Source organism: Moritella sp. F3, from assembly GCF_015082335.1.
GTDB lineage: Bacteria > Pseudomonadota > Gammaproteobacteria > Enterobacterales > Moritellaceae > Moritella.
Genome location: NZ_BLRL01000009.1, coordinates 136,396 through 153,785, shown reverse-complemented (window position 1 = coordinate 153,785; position 17,390 = coordinate 136,396). Strand labels below are relative to the sequence as shown.

Sequence of the window (17,390 nt, the reverse complement as noted above, 5' to 3'; positions counted from 1 at the left end):
TAAGAGTCCATTTTGTGCTAATGTCACACTTTACTTACTACTTAAAGCTGATTGAAGTATTATAGCCATCACGTTATTTACAATTATTAATTTATTTAGGTGCAACAACATTTTATGCGTATACCCTGGTTAAAAAATCGTAATACACAAGCTAAACTGGGTGTTTTTATCGCTAAACAGCGGGTTGACATTTGTGCTTTGTCAGCGGGTAATGAAGCTATTTCAGTACTTGATTCTGTTGCGCTGTCTGATATGTCAGCACTGGTTAAAACGTTAGATGAAATGGTTACAAAGCATCATTTACAGGCAGCTAGTTGCCATGTGGTGCTGTCAAATCAGGTGTATCAGTTACTCCAAATAGACAAGCCAAACGTACCTGATAATGAAATTGCGAGCTCATTGCCTTTCATTGCTAAAGAATTTATTAATGAAGCGATCGATACGGTCGTGTTTGATTATTTTTCGGTACCTAATCAAAATAAAATCAATTTAGTTTATTGTCCAAAAAGCGTGGTTGAATTAATCGTCACGGCCATGCAGCAAGCAAAATTGGAATTGGTCAGCATAGGTATTGAGGAGTTAGCAACTGCAAACCTATTTAACACCCGTGCTGGTGATGAGCAAAAAACGACTCAAATGTTAATTGCTCAGCAAGATTACCAAGAAATCAATTTAACGATTATTTATGATAATCAGCTGTATTTCTCACGTCGCTTGCGTGGCTTTTCTCGATTACGTGATTTACAAGAAAATCAACTTGATAGTCCGTTATTAGATAATTTTAGCTTGGAAATTCAGCGCTCAGCTGACTTTGTTGTTAGCCAGTTAAAACTACCGGAAGTAAAAGCAATCAACTTAGCCTTGCCGAGTGCTATTTTAGAACCGCTCATCACCCGTATACAACTTAACTTTACTACTCCAGTGACGCCGTTAACGCATGCGATTATTACTGATAATGTGGATATTGGATTTTTACCTGCCATTGGCGGCGCTTTGGAAAAACTGTAATGAAGACTCGCGTAAATTTATATACTCAGGCGTTTAGGCCAAAGAAAGAGCGTTTTACGTTAGCACAGGGGCTAGTGATTATTGTTAGCGCCATCTTATTGATGCTGACGCTTACGGTATTATCTGAAAATGATATTACCGCGTCAGTGGCAAAGGTTAGCAACGTAAAACAGCAGGTAGCGGCATTGGAAAGTGAAGTTGATGTACTCTCTGACAAAGTGGCTCGTCATGTGCAAAATCCAGCGTTATCTCAACAGCTCGAACTCTTAAAAACACGCTTGAAATACCGTGATGAGTTATTGGTGCAATTATCACAATTGGCTGAAGTTCAAAGCAGTGGTTTTGCTATCTTAATGTCAGACTTGGCGCGACAACGTGATAAAGACATTCGCTTAAATCAAATTCGTTTAGCGGGCAGCAGCATGACCTTGCAAGGTATTGCGCGTAATCATGATGCGATCCCTCGTTGGATTGGTAAATTCTCGGCGGGTAAATCATTGCAAGGGCGTGAGTTTAGCCAGCTTAATATTAGCCGTAATGAAGATGATATTATCGCATTTACCTTAACTAATTCGCCTATTACGGAGGCCAATAAATGATGAAGCAACATTGGCTCACCCTGAATGAAAAATTTAATCAGTTATCAATGCGTGAGCGTGTGCTACTGGTTGGCGCGTTAGCGAGTGCGATTGTTTATGTGATTTTTAGCTTTGTACTTGAGCCGAACTATGCACGTGACAAGCAGTTAACGACTCAATTGTCGTCGTTAACACAGCAGCAGCGACAATATGATTTTACCATTACCGAATTAAAGCAAGTCTTAACGACAGATCCGAATAAGGTGATCAAGTTACGTATTGCTCGCGCTGAAAATGAACTCAAGGAAGCCAATGGTAAATTAGCAGATCTGACCGCAGACTTAATTAATTCCAACCAGATGGCATTGGTATTAGGTGATGTGTTAAGTCGAGCGAAAAAAGTGAAATTGCTTGGTATCGAGTCATTACCAGTGACAACTATCACGGGTAATAGCAACAAAAAATCAGAAAATGAGCAAAGCCAACCTAAGCCAAAAATGGCGAATGCCAGTGGCCAAGAGGTTAACTCTGCTGAGTTGATTAAATCGGACGCTATTTCGAGTAATATTAATAGCGTTTTAGAGTCGAGCGGCTCAGAAGTGTTGCTTTATCGCCATGGTTTACGTATTACCATGACAGGTGCGTTCTTTGATATTCAAGCCTACCTGGACTCTATTGAGCAATTGCCCAAAAAATTCTACTGGGAAGTATTTGACTATCAAATGCAAGAATATCCAACCGCTGAAGTGGTGATGGAAATCTATACCTTGAGTATTAATAAGGAGTTTATTCGTGGTTAAATTATTACTGCCGATTTTCATCCTGATGAGTTCAACTTTTGCGTTAGCCGGTCAAGGTGTTATTAATGGTAATGTGTTAGACGATCCCACTGGTCCTTGGGGGGCTGCAGACCCCATTGCCCGCAGTGAAACTAAAGCAAAGGTGCATATACCGCGCTTACAGGCTATTTTTGTGCGAGATAATAGCCATGTTGCCATCATGAATGATAAAGAAGTCACCGCCGGTAGCTGGGTTTCTGGTTTCCAGATCCGCCGTATTACTGATGACTTTGTGTATTTCATCCGTAACGATAAAGAATTTAGATTGTCATTATTTGGCAGTAAAATTAAACATTAAGGCTCAAATTTAATTATGAAAAAGTTGTATCTTGCAATTATTTTAGGTGTGTTTTTAACGGGCTGCGAAACAACGCGTAGCTCACTTGAGCCTGTTGTGATCAAAGAATCAATTCAAGCTGAGCTTGATCGTGCAGATGCCGAGGCGCAAGCTTGGACGGTACCCGATGATGTGAATGCAGAATTGTTACCAGCATTTGATGGTAATGAGGGGCTGAATACCCCTGTTGTTGAACAGCGTATGGATATCTCTGCTAAGTCTGTCACAGCGCGTCAGTTCTTTGGTTCGTTATTGAAAGGCACTAAATATAACTTAACTGTTAATCCAGATGTATCTGGTCGTGTGACTGTTGTGCTTAATGATGTCACTATCGCAGAAACCATGGATGCGGTTGCAGATATGTATGGTTATGATATTCAGCGTCAAGGTAATACTTATCGCGTGAATGGTGCGGGTGTGCGCACTGAAATAATCCCGATGAACTATTTGTTGATGAAGCGTAATGGTTTATCAAATAGCTCAATTAGTTCTGGTTATTTGACTGATAATGGCTCTTCTAGTAGTTCTTCAGATGATGATAGTTCATCTGACTCATCGTCATCATCAACGAGTACTGGTACCGAGATATCGACGCAAACGGATACCGATTATTGGGCGGAATTAGAAAATACGTTATTAGGCCTAACGGCTAATCAAAAAGATACCCAAGTTATTATCAGCCCACAAGCGGGTCTAGTGACTGTGCACGGTTACCCGAAAGATATTCGTAAAATTAAAGACTTCCTTGCTAAAGCAGAGCAACAATTACAACGCCAGGTCTTGCTTGAAGTTAAAATAATGGAAGTAACATTAAGTGACGGTTATAAACAAGGTATTGATTGGAATGTAAATAATTCTGCCGTTGTACCTGATTCATCATTTAACTTTAGTGTTGCTGATATCACAGACATTGCGTCTAGTGCTGGGGTATTAACACTGGCAGGTAATGATTTTAGTGCTGCAATCAGTTTATTAAAAACTCAGGGTGATGTAAACGTCCTATCTAGCCCTCGCGTTACTGCACTAAATAATCAAAAAGCGGTGATTAAAGTCGGTAGCGATGAATATTTTGTCACCGGCTACAGTACAACGACATCAACAGAAAACGATAACATAGATCAAGACATTGAATTAACACCATTTTTCTCTGGTATCGCACTGGATGTAACACCGCAGATTGATCGTGATGGTGGGGTATTGTTACACGTTCATCCATCGATTATTGATGTAACTGACTCGAGTAAAACTGTTGCTGGTATTGAGTTGCCGCTGGCCAAAAGTGACGTGCGCGAAACAGATACAGTCGTTAAAGCTAAAAGTGGTGAGATTATTGTTATTGGCGGTTTAATGAAAACGGCGAATGAAGATCTCGTGGCGAAAGTCCCATTTTTAGGGGATATCCCTTGGTTAGGAGAACTCTTTACCAATCGCTCACAGTCAGTACAGAAAACAGAATTAATTATTTTAATTAAACCTATTGTGGTTGATCAGAATACTTGGCGCCTTGAACTAGAGCGCTCTGCTGAGTTACTTGAGCAGTGGTACCCAACAGAAAAAAACAATGAGCAAGGGTAATGTATAAAACGCATTTTGGTTTGACCGAGGTTCCGTTTGGATTGACTCCTAACACTCAATTTTATCATCCGTTAGTGCCACACTTTGAGGCATTGCAAGTACTGACTACTGCACTTGCCTCGGGTGAGGGCTTTATTAAGGTGACTGGTGAAGTTGGCACCGGTAAAACGCTAATTTGTCGTAAGTTACTAAATGAATTAGGAGATGATTATGTCATTGCCTATTTGCCTAATCCGTACTTAACGCCAAATGAAATGCGCGCGGCGGTTGCGAGTGAATTAAGTCTCGATAGCAATTTAGATCAGCAGCAATTGACCGCTGCGCTTAATCATCGTTTGATCGCGTTGTCAGCAGAAGATAAACAAGTTGTGCTATTAATCGACGAAGCGCAGATGCTGCCGCATGAAACATTAGAAGCATTACGTTTGATCAGTAATTTAGAGACCGAAAGCAAGAAATTGATGCAAGTGGTGTTGTTTGGACAGCCTGAATTAGATGCGCGTTTAAAGCAAGATAACCTCCGTCAATTACGTCAGCGGATCACCTTTTTCTACCAGTTACGACCATTATTAGCGAATGAAACCGCCAGCTATGTAGAACACCGTTTAACAGTATCTGGTTATCGCGGGGCACCGTTATTTGCGCCGAAAGCATTAAAATTACTGCATCAATCAAGTGGTGGTATTCCACGTTTGATCAATGTATTAGCGCATAAATGTTTGATGTTAAGTTATGGCGAAAATGTCCGAAATATTAATGTAAAGTTAGTTAAACTCGCAATAAAAGATACTGACAGTGCTATTCAACCGCGCAACCTTCGCTTACCTGTGATGGCGGGTATTTTAGTGATTGAATTGATTTTAGTTATTTGGTGGTTTAGGGAGTCAGTACTGTGAGTGTTATTAATCAAATGCTTAAAGGGTTGGATAAAGAGAACCAGCAACAACAAGCGGCGACTGAACGCAGCGGTGCAGTTATTGTCGCTGCGCCTAAAAACGATAATAAAGTGGCTATTGGTTTAGTCACTTCGATGGTTGTTGTCGCTGTTGTAGCTGCATATTTGTTTATGCAAAAAGATAGTCATGCAACGAATTCAACATTCGCTGTGAGTACATCGAGCGTTCAGACTGAGCAACTATCTATTGACCAAAAATCGGTTGACCCAAAAACGATTCATAAAAAATCGCTCGATCAAAAGCTAGCTGCTCAAGAGCTTATCCCTGAATTGGTTACCAAGCCTGTGATGGCAGAACTTAATGTCGATAATGCGATAGTGACAGCTGCGCAAGAAGCACAAAACACACAGCCTGTCGTGACAGTTCCGGTTGTGGCTGTTGCATCATCTACAACAACGCCGTCTACTGCAGTGCTATTTGCAAAAGAAACAGCAACCATAACGAAACAAAAGGTTGTTACAGCTCCAGCTAGGCACATAGTGGCGACCCCCGTCACTCGCGTCAGCACCAATAAAGCCGTCGCTAAAACCACGGATGTAGTGGCTAGAGACGTCAAGCCAATTGCATTGGAGAGTGTGACGGAAGTTGAAGACAGCGTATCAATTAAAGCGGTAACTCGCACGCCAACGCAACAAGCAGCGCTTTATGCAAAGCAAGCGGAAAGCGCATTGTTAGCGGGTGATAAGGTACGTGCCAAAGTATTATTTGCTAAGGTATTAACCTTTGATAAACAACATGATCTATCTCGAGAAAAATTAGCCGCTATTTTTTATGGTGAACAGCGTACCCAATCAGCGGTGAAGTTGCTGCAAGACGGCTTAAGTATTTCACCTGAATATACTAATTTCCGCTTAATGCTGGCGCGTATTTATCTCAAGAATAAGAATAAACAACAAGCTTATTATTACCTAAAACCACATCAACCTGCGGTGGAAGGTAATGTTGATTATTATGCGATCTTAGCTGGTTTAGCACAAAGCCTAGATGATTTAGATACCGCATTAATTGCTTATACAAAACTAACCGTTCACGAGCCTAATCGCGCTAAATGGTGGTTAGGACTGGGTATTACGGCAGATAAAGCCAAGCAAGTGGGGTTAGCGTTAAATGCTTATCATACAGCCCAAAATATGGGGCAGTTATCTGCATCATCACGTAACTATATCAATGCGCGAATTACCCAGTTGGAGCAACAGTAATGGCACAATTAAAATTAAAACAACGTCTGGGTGATTTACTGGTTGGTGAAGGTATCATCAGTGATGAACAACTCGGTTTAGCGTTAAAAGAACAGCGTAGTAGTGGCCGTAAGTTGGGTGCGACATTAATTCATCTTGGTTTTATTACTGAAGAGCAACTGTTGAACTTTTTATCTCAGCAGTTAGATATCCCATTTTTAAATATCGCAACGCTGAGTATCGATTCGCAAACGGTGCTTAAGTTACCGGAAGTGCACGCGCGTCGACACCGTGCATTAGTGGTTAAAGCTGACCATGATACGCTGACTATTGCTTTGAGTGACCCAGCTGATTTGAATGCAGTAGAAGCGATTTCAAGTTTCTTATCGGCGTATCAGCTTGAATTTGCCATCGTGCGAGAGAGCCAGCTATTACCCGCATACGATCGTTTATACCGCCGAACGAAAGATATTGAAGCGTTTGCTGGTCAGCTAGAAGATGAGCATAGACCAGCGCAAGAGTTTGATATTTTCAAGGATGTCGATGATGCTTCTAATGAAGCTACTGTCGTTAAGTTCCTTAACTCGGTGTTTGAAGACGCGGTACAAATCGGTGCCTCGGATATTCATATTGAACCCGATGAAAAAGCCTTGCGTATTCGTTTACGTGTTGATGGCGTGCTACAAGAAAATATCTTAAATGAAGTGGCTATCGTACCGGCCTTAGTACTTCGCCTAAAATTAATGGCTGGTTTAGATATTTCTGAGAAACGTTTACCGCAAGATGGCCGTTTTAACTTAAAGGTACGTAATCAATCGATTGATATCCGTATGTCGACTATGCCGGTGCAATACGGTGAATCTGTGGTAATGCGTTTACTTAATCAAGATTCAGGTATTTTCCAGTTAGAAAGTACAGGTATGCCTGCAGATTTGATTAAACGTTTACGTAGTTTGATCCGTCGCCCGCATGGCATGGTATTGGTAACAGGCCCGACTGGTAGTGGTAAAACAACGTCGTTATATGCCGCGTTGAGTGAGCTAAACGAACCAGGTAAAAAGATTATTACCGTGGAAGACCCAGTGGAATACCGTCTACCACGGATCAGCCAAGTACAGGTAAACCCTAAGATTGGTTTAGACTTTGCGCATATTTTACGTACTTGTTTACGTCAAGACCCGGATATCTTATTAGTCGGCGAAATGCGTGATAAAGAAACCGTTGAAATTGGCTTGCGTGGTGCCTTAACGGGTCACATGGTGTTATCGACACTGCATACGAATGACGCTATTACCTGTGCATTGCGATTAATGGACATGGGCGCGCCCGGCTATTTAATTGGTGCTGCATTACGTGCTGTTGTTGCTCAGCGCTTAGTGCGAAAATTATGTAACCAGTGTAAAAGTAGCCATGAACTGACTAGCAGTGAACATGCGTGTTTAGAGCGGGTCGGTAACGAAGCTTTCGGTGAGGAACAATTTTATCGTAGTGTCGGTTGTCAAAGCTGTAATTATACCGGCTACCGTGGCCGTATCGGTGTATTTGAATTATTAGAACTCAATGATGCGATGGGTGATGCGTTACGACGTGAGTCGGCTGCAGAGTTTGAGGCGGAAGCGCGTAAGAGTAAGCTTTATCGTCCATTAGTATTATCTGCGCTGGATTTTGCTAAACAAGGCTTAACGTCTATTGAAGAAGTATTAAAATTGGCAGATGAAGTGGTTCTTGAAAATAATGATGGCGAAGCTAATCATCGTGAAGATCATAGTAACGATGATACTAGCGTTGAAGATGACATCAGTAATGGTAGCAACCATACCACGAGTGTTAGCGTTGATGAAACCGCGGAGTCTAATACCTTAGGTGCGAATATTGCCTCGCACGTGAGGGAGCTAAATAAGGTCGATAATATTGAAATCGAAAGTATTTTACGTTTGGTCGAAGCGGTTCGCTCGTTGGATCGTAATGGTCAATAACAGGATTGTTAAGGTCAACTAATGCCAAATTTTTCGTATAAAGGCCGTGATAGCCAAGGTAATGCTACTTCTGGTAAGCAAGAAGCGCAGAATCAAGATGCATTAGTGCAATCGTTAATGGCGAAGGGGATTATTCCCACTGAAATTAAAGTGGCTAAAACTAGCAGCGGTAATATTGATCTTAGCCAGCTACTAACTAAAAGTATTCCGCTTGCTGAACTGGTTATTTTTGCACGGCAAATGTATTCACTCACGCGTGCGGGTATCCCGATGATACGTGCGATTAAGGGCTTATCTGAGTCGAGTTCTCATGCCAAGCTCAAAGATGTGCTTAACGATGTGGTTGTGCGCCTAAACAGTGGTAATACGCTTTCGGCATCAATGGCAGCGCACCCCCATGTGTTTGCTTCTATCTTTGTGTCGATAGTGCGAGTTGGTGAGAATACCGGTCGTTTAGATGATTCATTTTTGCAGATCGCCAATTACTTAGAATTGGAAATGGACACTCGACGCCGTATTGCCAGTGCAGTGCGTTATCCTATTTTTGTGTTGATCGCGATCTCTGCTGCAATGGTGATCTTGAATATTTTTGTTATTCCGACGTTTGCTAATATGTTTAACAAATTCGGGGTTGAATTGCCGTGGGCAACACGGGCGTTACTGGCTTCATCGGCATTTTTTGTTAATTATTGGCATCTACTGATTGTCGCGGTGATGGCTAGCATTGTTGGCTTTAAATATTATATTCAAACTGATAAGGGCAAGTTACGCTGGGGATTATTTTATATTCGCATTCCTATTGTTGGCCCTGTGATTGAAAAAACTTTGTTATCTCGTTTTGCCCGCAGCTTTTCATTAATGCTCAAGGGTGGTGTGCCACTGAATAATAGTTTGTCATTGGTGGCATCAACGGTTGATAACGCCTGGATGGAAGTGCGCATTTTATCAATGCGTGCGGGTATTGAAGAAGGTAAAAGCCTGACGATCACCGCGAGTGAAAGTGGTATGTTTACACCCCTTATTTTGCAAATGATCTCGGTAGGTGATGAAACTGGCCAAGTTGACGACTTATTATTAGAAGCTGCGCAGTTTTATGAACGTGAAGTAGATTATGAACTGCAGTCGTTGACTGCAAAGATTGAACCAATATTGATAGGTATCGTTGCGGTAATGGTATTGATTCTAGCACTTGGTATCTTCGTTCCGATGTGGGATATGATGGGGGTAGTGCAAGGCTAGTTTATTATTACTCCTATAGTGATATTGTTGGTTGTGATGGTATAATGAGTTATATAGTTTTGGCGCTTACAATATAAAATATTATGGTTGTCCGGAATGTTGTGATTAAGCGACATTTATGAAAAAAAACTAGTGAAACTGTACATTTTTTGGCATAGTATCAAAAAATATACTAAGACGTACATTAATGTAAATTAGGTGGATGTTCTACCGGTTATATGTTCATGTAATTTATATAAAAAACAGCTTTTGGAGCTAAAATGAAAAGAAATGCAGGTTTTACACTAATCGAATTAGTGATCGTAATTATTGTTCTAGGTATCTTAGCTGCCACTGCTGTGCCGAAATTTATTAATCTTCAAGATGATGCTAAAGAAGCTGCAATGAAAGGCGTTGAATCTGCACTGCATAGTGCTGCTAATATCGTTTATTCTAAAGCGGCAATTGATGGTGTGGAAACTAAAGATAACTCAGAGATCGATGACGCTGGCGTTAAAATTGAAACTATTTATGGTTACCCTGAAGCAACATTAGCAGGTATTGGCGCATCAGTTGAATTAAGTGGTTTTACTGCTGATTATGATACCGTAGTTAAGGAAGCTAAATTTTGGAATGGTACTGCTTCTGCAACAGGTAATACATGCGTAACGTATACAGAAGCAACATCTTCAGCTCGTTATACTATTGTAAGTAAAGATTGTGGCTCGTAATAATTAAAACAATCAAAATAGTTATTTTGGTTGATTAAGGCTTACCTCGGTAAGCCTTTTTTATATCTGTTATATACCATTGATTAATACTTAGTTACTAATGCATCAATCTTAAAATTATAATAATATCAATGCTCAGTATGGAAAAGCTAATACCTAGCATCCAACTACTAAGACATCAGGTACGATAACATATGCACAAACATTTTGGTTTCACTCTCATTGAATTAGTTATCGTTATTATCCTTACCGGTATTCTCGCCGCGACCGCGATCCCCAAATTAATTGGTAATGATGGTTTTGAAGCGCAAGCCTATCGTGATCAACTTCTGCAATTATTAAAAACCGTACAGCAGCAAGCAATGAGCTGTGATAGTGATTGCCAAACGTCGCTGGTTGGCACGCCGAGTGATCCTTTAGCCGGTAATGCTTATGCTTGTAATCGCGTTGTTATAACGGCGGAACGTTTTGGTATTCCGACGAATTGTGGCACTACGTTGCCTACGACATTTACAGCACCGCAATTAGGCATGAGTCAAGCCGAGGCTGATAGCTCAAGAGTTCAGTTTAGTGCACATACCATTGAGTTCGACTCATGGGGCGTCGCCAGTGGTTGTGTTGGTTGTAATATAAGTATTATCGGTGAGCAAACATTATCCATCAGTATCGAATCTCAAGGCTATATCCATGAGTAGCATGAAAAAGAAACAGCGCGGTTTTACCTTAATTGAGATTGTGGTTGGTATCGTGGTACTGGTGGTAGCCTTGACGATAGTGACAAGTACATTTTTGCCCCAAGCGAATAAAATGACCACACCTATGTATCAGATAAAAGCGACAGCATTAGGTAAGAGTATTATGAATCAAATACTGATTCGTTATTATGATGATGCTAATGCTCGGACTAATGGCGCTATTCGTTGTGGTAAAGATATCGGCGGTGTAACAGTTGCATGTAGCAGCTTAGGCTTAGATGCAGGCGAAACGAGCGGTAATCCAGGTGGTTTCAATGACGTTGATGACTACCATGTGTATTGTAATACAAACCCTGTAGATAACTTGGCGGCATTTACCAATGAATATCCAGGTTATGGCTTGAATATATGTGTTACTAACGCGGCGGCTCAATTCGGTGAAACTAGTACATTGGATCATGTCGCAAAACGGATCCGAATGACCATATTTATGCCTAACAATGAAGAAATCACACTGACTTCATTTAAGGGGAATTACTAATGCCTAAAATGAAAAAATATACGCAGGCTGGTTTCACCCTTGTAGAACTGGTGACTGTGATTATTTTATTAGGTGTTGTTGGCACATTTAGCAGTCGCTTTATTGCTGATAATGTCGTGTTGTATCAATCATCGGTTAATCAAAATGAACGTCTTAATGATGCGCGCTTTGTTCTGAACAGAATGAGTAAAGAGTTGGATTCAGCGATTGCATTTAGCGTGGCTGAAGATAGCCCTGTTGTCGGTCAATCTTGCATTCAATTTGTGCCTTTTACTGCCGCCGGACAGTACTTAAATAGTGTTGCTGGAGAAACCCCTATTCAATTAATTATGGATCCTGCATCAAGAGCCTCTGGCAGTGCTGCTACGGGGAAGTTTAATGGCCAAAGAATTAGCGTATTAACTACTAATTCTGATGACTTTTACCAACCTGCTAGTGGTAGTATTGCAATTATCGATACTTATACCGTTTCCGGTGCTAACGATACGCAAGCTGAGGTTGATTTGGATTCTACACTTACTCTAGATTCTGCTGTATCGCGTTACTTTATCTTTGAGCGTGAGGTTCGCTATTGCTTGGAAAGTAATAACTCGACTTTATTTCGATATGAAAAGGTTGGTAACGCTATGGAAACTCGGGTTCGGATGATGGGGGATTTAAGTTCTAATAGTAGTATGTCGCTAACGAGTGCTACGCAGTTTAGTAATGCCATTTTGGAGTTGAATTTTAACTTTTTATTACGTGGTGGTAGTGAAATCAAATTTGAACATCAGGTGGTAATGTCTAATGTACCATAATCGTCATTCGAGTCCTCATAAGCAGCAAGGTAGCATGCTAGTGATTGCTATTTTTATTATAGTGGTGATCTCGTTATTAGCGGCGTCGTTGAGTCGTATCTTAAGTTCAACAGCAGATAGCGTTGCTAATGAAGTGTATAGCGCGAAGGCTTATTATGCTGCAGATAGCGGTATGGAATTTGCGATTTATCAGGTATTAAATAACGCATCACTATCGACATCTGAATGTGATACTTTCCCTGATGCTGGCTCTTTAAGTTTTGTACTTACTAATGAAGTTGGTCTCGAGAATTGCCAAGTTCAAATTAGCTGTCAGATCATCCCCATTGATGCCAATAATAATCAATTTTACTTAAATTCGACAGGGACTTGTGATGGTGGAAAGATCGTCGCTCAGCATAGTGTCGAGGCAGAGGTTAAGTTGTGATAAATAATATCATTTGATACAAAATTAAAATTAAAATTGGTATTTGTAAATGTTTGTATAAACATCATAGTTGTTATTAATATATTGCAGTTAATACTTTATAATGATATTTGGTGTTTATATGGATTTTAATTATGCAGAGAATGAAATATCTTAGGGTTAATACTTTCAGCGCGCAATGTGTTGCATTATTACTTGGTTTTTTAATCTCATTCACTGTAAGTGCCGATGTTGTATTAAAAGGCGGTATGAAAATTGGTGATAATAATACCAAGCGTATCCACCCTCGCTATTTATTAAGCGCAGCAGACTCGAAAACAAATGAGAATTTGAACAACCCTCGCGTATTGAATCCCATTAACTTTCATCTCAGTAAAGACATCAATTTAACCCAGATCCGTTTGGAAAATGCAGCGTCAATAAATGCTTCGTTGTATTTTGTTATCTGGGATAGCAGTGGTCAGGTGAGAGTTAATAGCCGCTCTACGTCTTATCTCTATGCAAATAGCCAACGACTCGATGCAGATTTACCTGCGGGGAATTATAAACTCGCTGTTGTAGGTCAATGTTTTAATCGGGGGGGGCACCCAAAAGGTTGGCGGAACTCTTGTAATAAAAACTGGGATTATGAAGACTTTTCTTTCACTGATATTACGTTAGCCAGCCCACAAACCTCAAATAGCATTACCTTCTTACAACGCAGACATATTGGTGATTCAAATGAACGCCCTAAGAATGGTTATGCTGGGCGTTGGTATCCAGATGATCATGAAGGTGATGAAGTAGAGTATGAATTTACTGCCCGTACACGCTCTCAGTTACAAACAATCACCATGTACAACTATCGTGATCTCATTCCTAATCAAAATAACGTTAAATTAAAATTATCAGGGGATAATTTTGAGGTGACAACGTGGATGAATCTTTCTGATGAATCTGGCGATTTTGTTTGGCGCTTGAATAAAACCTTACTCGCAGGGCGAGAGTATGAACTAGAAATTGAAGTCGATGATGATGGCGATGCTGATGACATTTCTTGGGATGATATCGTGCTTAAAATGGGTTCTGATAGCGGTACTAATATTGATCATTACCGATTGAACTACAGTGAGCGCGCATTAACCTGTGAACCCACAACTGTGACGGTACAAGCCTGCTCTAACCGTTATCAAGTCGGCGGTGCATGTGTTGAAACGACTAATTCAACCACTGCTACCTTAATCGCTAATGCACAAAATAGTGATGATAAAATTACCAAAGTAACAGGTTCTTTTGTTGGTTCGACCAATGTTAATTTGGGCTACTTAACCGCGGATGATATGACCTTGTCACTGACAGCGATAAAAAATAAAGCTTATTACTGCAATGGGGCGGCTAATAGCGGCGCTAATTGCGATATGAACTTTGCCGACGCAGGTTTTTTCTTTAGTTATGATAATGGCGATAACATTAGCAATCAGGTTGCAGGTCTGCGTTTTTCTAAACCTATTAAGTTAGAGGCTTTTTATAATGATAAAGGCCAGTGTAAAAACATCTTTAAAAATAATGAAATTATTCCTGTCAATTTAGGTATTCAGTGTAAAGAACCTGGTACTTGTTCTGCACTCGATTTTATCGCCGGCAATATTAAACTGGGTAAAAACAACGGTGATAATAGTACTAATTATGAACCTGTCGCTCTTAAGTTTAACCGCAATGGTACACTGATTGATAACGCATTATATCAAGATGCTGGCAAGATAAACTTGATTGCCAGTTACACCATTGATGATGAGACTCATGCTTTAAACGGCTTATCGATTCTGGGCGCGAGTAATCAATTTGCTGTTAGACCTTATCGCTTTAAAGTGTATACAACAGATACACCGAGATCGATAGATCTGACTGCAAAAGATAACGATGGCAATCTGCTGAATAAATATGTTGCAGGGACTGCGTTTAACTTTAATGTTGCTGCGGTTAACCGTGATGGCATAACAACGACCAATTATCAGCCCAATGATAATTCGACGTTAAAACTTAAATTGACGCGTTCAATACCTATCGCCAATGCCGTTGAAGGGCAGTTTAAATATGCTGATGGTACGCAAGATATTGCGACTACAAGTAGTGAATGGTTTGATGCCCAGTTGACATCATTCACAGGGGGGGCTTCTACCTATAAAAAAGCTTATTATAGTGAAGCAGGGGCTTTTCAAATCAACGTGAAAGATGACAGTTATTATACGATGGCGTTTTCAGTTGATACTGTTGTTGCTGCGGATACGGCAGGGAAAGAGCTAGGCCGTTTTATCCCATCTCATTTTAAATTGATATCATCTAGCGTGACTAACTATGTTGGTAATAGCAACGTATTTTCAAATGACTATGATTATATTTTCCCTGAATTCCTAAGTAGTTATGTGGCTGGCACTAAGGTATTACAGCAAAAAGATAACCAAGTATACGAATGTCGAGAGTGGCCTAATAATGGCTTTTGTGTTCAATGGAGTGAAGGTTCTAATCAGTATGAACCCGGTATCGGCAGTGCTTGGGAGGAAGCGTGGGTCTTAAGTATTGGCACAGATGATGATGTCGCATTTACTTATATGGATCAACCTGAACTCATTTTTGACTATCGCCTTGAAGCTCAAAATACACAAGGTATCGTGACCAAAAATTATGATGCGGATAAAGCAACCGTTGCTTTTATAGCTAATTCAGATGGACTGGACTTTTCTCCTCGCTTACAGCATTTTGGTGGTACTTGGTGTTATGGCGTTTACCAGCCTGGAGAGTGCAATGTTGATAGTACTTATGGCATTGGTGATGCCGGTTTATTCAAACGCTTAGCAAATGGTGAAGATGGCCCGATACGCGATACATTTTTTGGTATTTCAGTAACAGATCTTGATGGCGTAGAACTCGTTGATAAAGATATGCCGGCTAATAAAAATACCGCCAAACGTTTATCTTCACAAGCAAGCGAGCTACGTTATGGCCGTTGGAATATCAGTGATGGTTATGGTCCAATTAATGATCTGTTACCTGTTGCGATGCAATTAGAGTATTTTGATGGTCAACAATTTATAATTAATCATGATGATAGTTTAACTGAATTCGTTTTTAGTGACGCTGAAGCTCAGATGAAAGGTAGTTCGTCGGGCATTAGTTTGACTGGCAGTGGCCCATTTATCGAAGGTGAGAGCCAGGCATTACTTATTTCATCAAAAAATCCCGGTAAGGCTATTTTAGAATATATTAATACGCCGCCTTGGTTGCAATATGATTGGACTGTCGACTCGAAAAACCCGACTGCCATTATTACTTTTGGCTTTTTCTACGGTAACGACCGTGTTATTTACCGAAGACGGTTAAATTAATAGTGAGTAGTTCATAAAGTCTGATAAACTTGCCTCATTCATTGCGCATTGGTAAAGTTAACCGATCCTGCAACATTTTACTTTTAGGAATGCCCAAAGCCATGTTTAAGAAGTTAAGAGGCGTATTCTCAAGCGATTTATCAATCGACCTGGGAACTGCAAACACTCTCATTTATGTTAAAGGTCAAGGTATTGTTCTTGACGAGCCTTCTGTTGTTGCGATCCGCCAAGAGCGCGGTGCGAACAAGAGTGTTGCAGCTGTGGGTACAGCCGCAAAGCAAATGCTAGGTCGTACTCCTGGTAATATTGCTGCTATCCGCCCAATGAAAGATGGCGTTATCGCTGACTTTTTCGTGACAGAAAAAATGCTACAGCACTTTATTAAACAAGTGCATGACAATAACTTTTTCCGTCCAAGCCCACGTGTTTTAATTTGTGTACCATGTGGTTCAACACAAGTAGAGCGTCGTGCAATCCGTGAATCAGCACAAGGTGCAGGTGCACGTGATGTATTTTTGATTGATGAACCTATGGCTGCGGCGATTGGTGCTGGCATGCCAGTATCTGAAGCAACAGGCTCTATGGTTGTAGATATAGGTGGTGGTACGACTGAAGTTGCAATCATCTCACTAAACGGTGTGGTTTACTCTTCATCAGTACGTATTGGCGGAGACAAACTTGATGAAGCAATCATCAGCTATGTACGCCGTAATTACGGTAGCTTAATCGGTGAAGCAACTGCTGAACGTATTAAGAAAGAAATTGGTTCTGCTTACCCACTCGATGAAGTGGTTGAAATTGAAGTACGTGGCCGTAACCTTGCTGAAGGTGTACCGCGTAGTTTCATTTTAAACAGCACTGAAATTTTAGAAGCATTACAAGAGCCGCTATCAGGTGTTGTAAGTGCAGTAATGACAGCGCTAGAACAGTCTCCACCAGAACTTGCGTCGGATATTGCCGAACGTGGTATGGTATTGACTGGTGGCGGCGCCTTGATCCGCGGCCTTGATCGTTTATTACTGGAAGAAACCGGTATTCCTGTTGTTATCGCTGAAGATCCACTGACATGTGTGGCTCGTGGCGGCGGTACGGCATTAGAAATGATTGATATGCACGGTGGTGATCTGTTCCATTACGATTAAGCCCCTGATTAAATAATCCTATAGGATGGC

Annotated in this window: 16 protein-coding genes; all 16 read left to right on the top strand. The window is 40.7% G+C overall.

Annotation, left to right across the window (positions count from 1 at the left end; all coding sequences use genetic code 11):
- Positions 1 to 114 precede the first annotated feature (114 nt).
- The 16 genes from JFU56_RS15485 (at position 115) to JFU56_RS15410 (ending at position 17,360) form a co-directional block, all read left to right on the top strand.
- On the top strand, positions 115 to 1,008 hold the full coding sequence (locus JFU56_RS15485) for a biogenesis protein MshI (protein WP_198438183.1): 894 nt from the start codon (positions 115 to 117) through the stop codon (positions 1,006 to 1,008).
- Positions 1,008 to 1,607, top strand: a complete 600-nt coding sequence (locus JFU56_RS15480; RefSeq protein WP_198438182.1) for an MSHA biogenesis protein MshI — start codon at positions 1,008 to 1,010, stop codon at positions 1,605 to 1,607. Before JFU56_RS15485 ends, JFU56_RS15480 begins: the two co-directional genes overlap by 1 nt.
- Entirely contained in the window at positions 1,604 to 2,386 is a 783-nt protein-coding gene (locus JFU56_RS15475) for a glucose-6-phosphate isomerase (protein WP_198438181.1), read from the top strand. The genes JFU56_RS15480 and JFU56_RS15475 overlap by 4 nt, the downstream gene beginning before the upstream one ends.
- Positions 2,379 to 2,723, top strand: coding sequence for an MSHA biogenesis protein MshK (locus JFU56_RS15470; protein ID WP_198438180.1), 345 nt, complete (start codon positions 2,379 to 2,381; stop codon positions 2,721 to 2,723). The genes JFU56_RS15475 and JFU56_RS15470 overlap by 8 nt, the downstream gene beginning before the upstream one ends.
- A gap of 15 nt (positions 2,724 to 2,738) precedes the next feature.
- Positions 2,739 to 4,337, top strand: a complete 1,599-nt coding sequence (mshL, locus tag JFU56_RS15465; RefSeq protein WP_198438179.1) for a pilus (MSHA type) biogenesis protein MshL — start codon at positions 2,739 to 2,741, stop codon at positions 4,335 to 4,337.
- A complete protein-coding gene (locus JFU56_RS15460; protein ID WP_198438178.1) occupies positions 4,337 to 5,233 on the top strand; it encodes an ExeA family protein in 897 nt (298 codons plus the stop codon). The genes mshL and JFU56_RS15460 overlap by 1 nt, the downstream gene beginning before the upstream one ends.
- Positions 5,230 to 6,492: a lipopolysaccharide assembly protein LapB gene (locus JFU56_RS15455; protein ID WP_198438177.1), complete on the top strand. Its 1,263-nt coding sequence runs from the start codon at positions 5,230 to 5,232 to the stop codon at positions 6,490 to 6,492. Before JFU56_RS15460 ends, JFU56_RS15455 begins: the two co-directional genes overlap by 4 nt.
- Positions 6,492 to 8,447 carry a GspE/PulE family protein gene (locus tag JFU56_RS15450; protein WP_198438176.1) on the top strand — a complete coding sequence of 652 codons (1,956 nt, stop codon included), beginning with the start codon at positions 6,492 to 6,494 and terminating at the stop codon, positions 8,445 to 8,447. The genes JFU56_RS15455 and JFU56_RS15450 overlap by 1 nt, the downstream gene beginning before the upstream one ends.
- A 21-nt stretch (positions 8,448 to 8,468) precedes the next feature.
- A complete protein-coding gene (locus JFU56_RS15445) occupies positions 8,469 to 9,686 on the top strand; it encodes a type II secretion system F family protein (RefSeq protein WP_198438175.1) in 1,218 nt (405 codons plus the stop codon).
- 260 nt (positions 9,687 to 9,946) lie between these two features.
- Positions 9,947 to 10,396 (top strand): type II secretion system protein, encoded by a 450-nt coding sequence (locus tag JFU56_RS15440; protein ID WP_198438174.1) that lies wholly within the window; start codon positions 9,947 to 9,949, stop codon positions 10,394 to 10,396.
- 194 nt (positions 10,397 to 10,590) lie between these two features.
- Positions 10,591 to 11,091 carry a Tfp pilus assembly protein FimT/FimU gene (locus JFU56_RS15435; protein WP_198438173.1) on the top strand — a complete coding sequence of 167 codons (501 nt, stop codon included), beginning with the start codon at positions 10,591 to 10,593 and terminating at the stop codon, positions 11,089 to 11,091.
- Positions 11,084 to 11,632, top strand: a complete 549-nt coding sequence (locus JFU56_RS15430; protein ID WP_242065976.1) for a prepilin-type N-terminal cleavage/methylation domain-containing protein — start codon at positions 11,084 to 11,086, stop codon at positions 11,630 to 11,632. Before JFU56_RS15435 ends, JFU56_RS15430 begins: the two co-directional genes overlap by 8 nt.
- Complete coding sequence (locus JFU56_RS15425; protein WP_198438172.1) at positions 11,632 to 12,429, top strand: type II secretion system protein J; 798 nt, start codon at positions 11,632 to 11,634, stop codon at positions 12,427 to 12,429. The genes JFU56_RS15430 and JFU56_RS15425 overlap by 1 nt, the downstream gene beginning before the upstream one ends.
- A complete protein-coding gene (locus tag JFU56_RS15420) occupies positions 12,419 to 12,856 on the top strand; it encodes a PilX N-terminal domain-containing pilus assembly protein (protein ID WP_198438171.1) in 438 nt (145 codons plus the stop codon). The genes JFU56_RS15425 and JFU56_RS15420 overlap by 11 nt, the downstream gene beginning before the upstream one ends.
- Before the next feature lie 134 nt (positions 12,857 to 12,990).
- Positions 12,991 to 16,218 carry a DUF6701 domain-containing protein gene (locus JFU56_RS15415; protein WP_198438170.1) on the top strand — a complete coding sequence of 1,076 codons (3,228 nt, stop codon included), beginning with the start codon at positions 12,991 to 12,993 and terminating at the stop codon, positions 16,216 to 16,218.
- A gap of 101 nt (positions 16,219 to 16,319) precedes the next feature.
- On the top strand, positions 16,320 to 17,360 hold the full coding sequence (locus tag JFU56_RS15410; protein ID WP_019440706.1) for a rod shape-determining protein: 1,041 nt from the start codon (positions 16,320 to 16,322) through the stop codon (positions 17,358 to 17,360).
- The last annotated feature ends 30 nt before the right edge of the window (positions 17,361 to 17,390 follow it).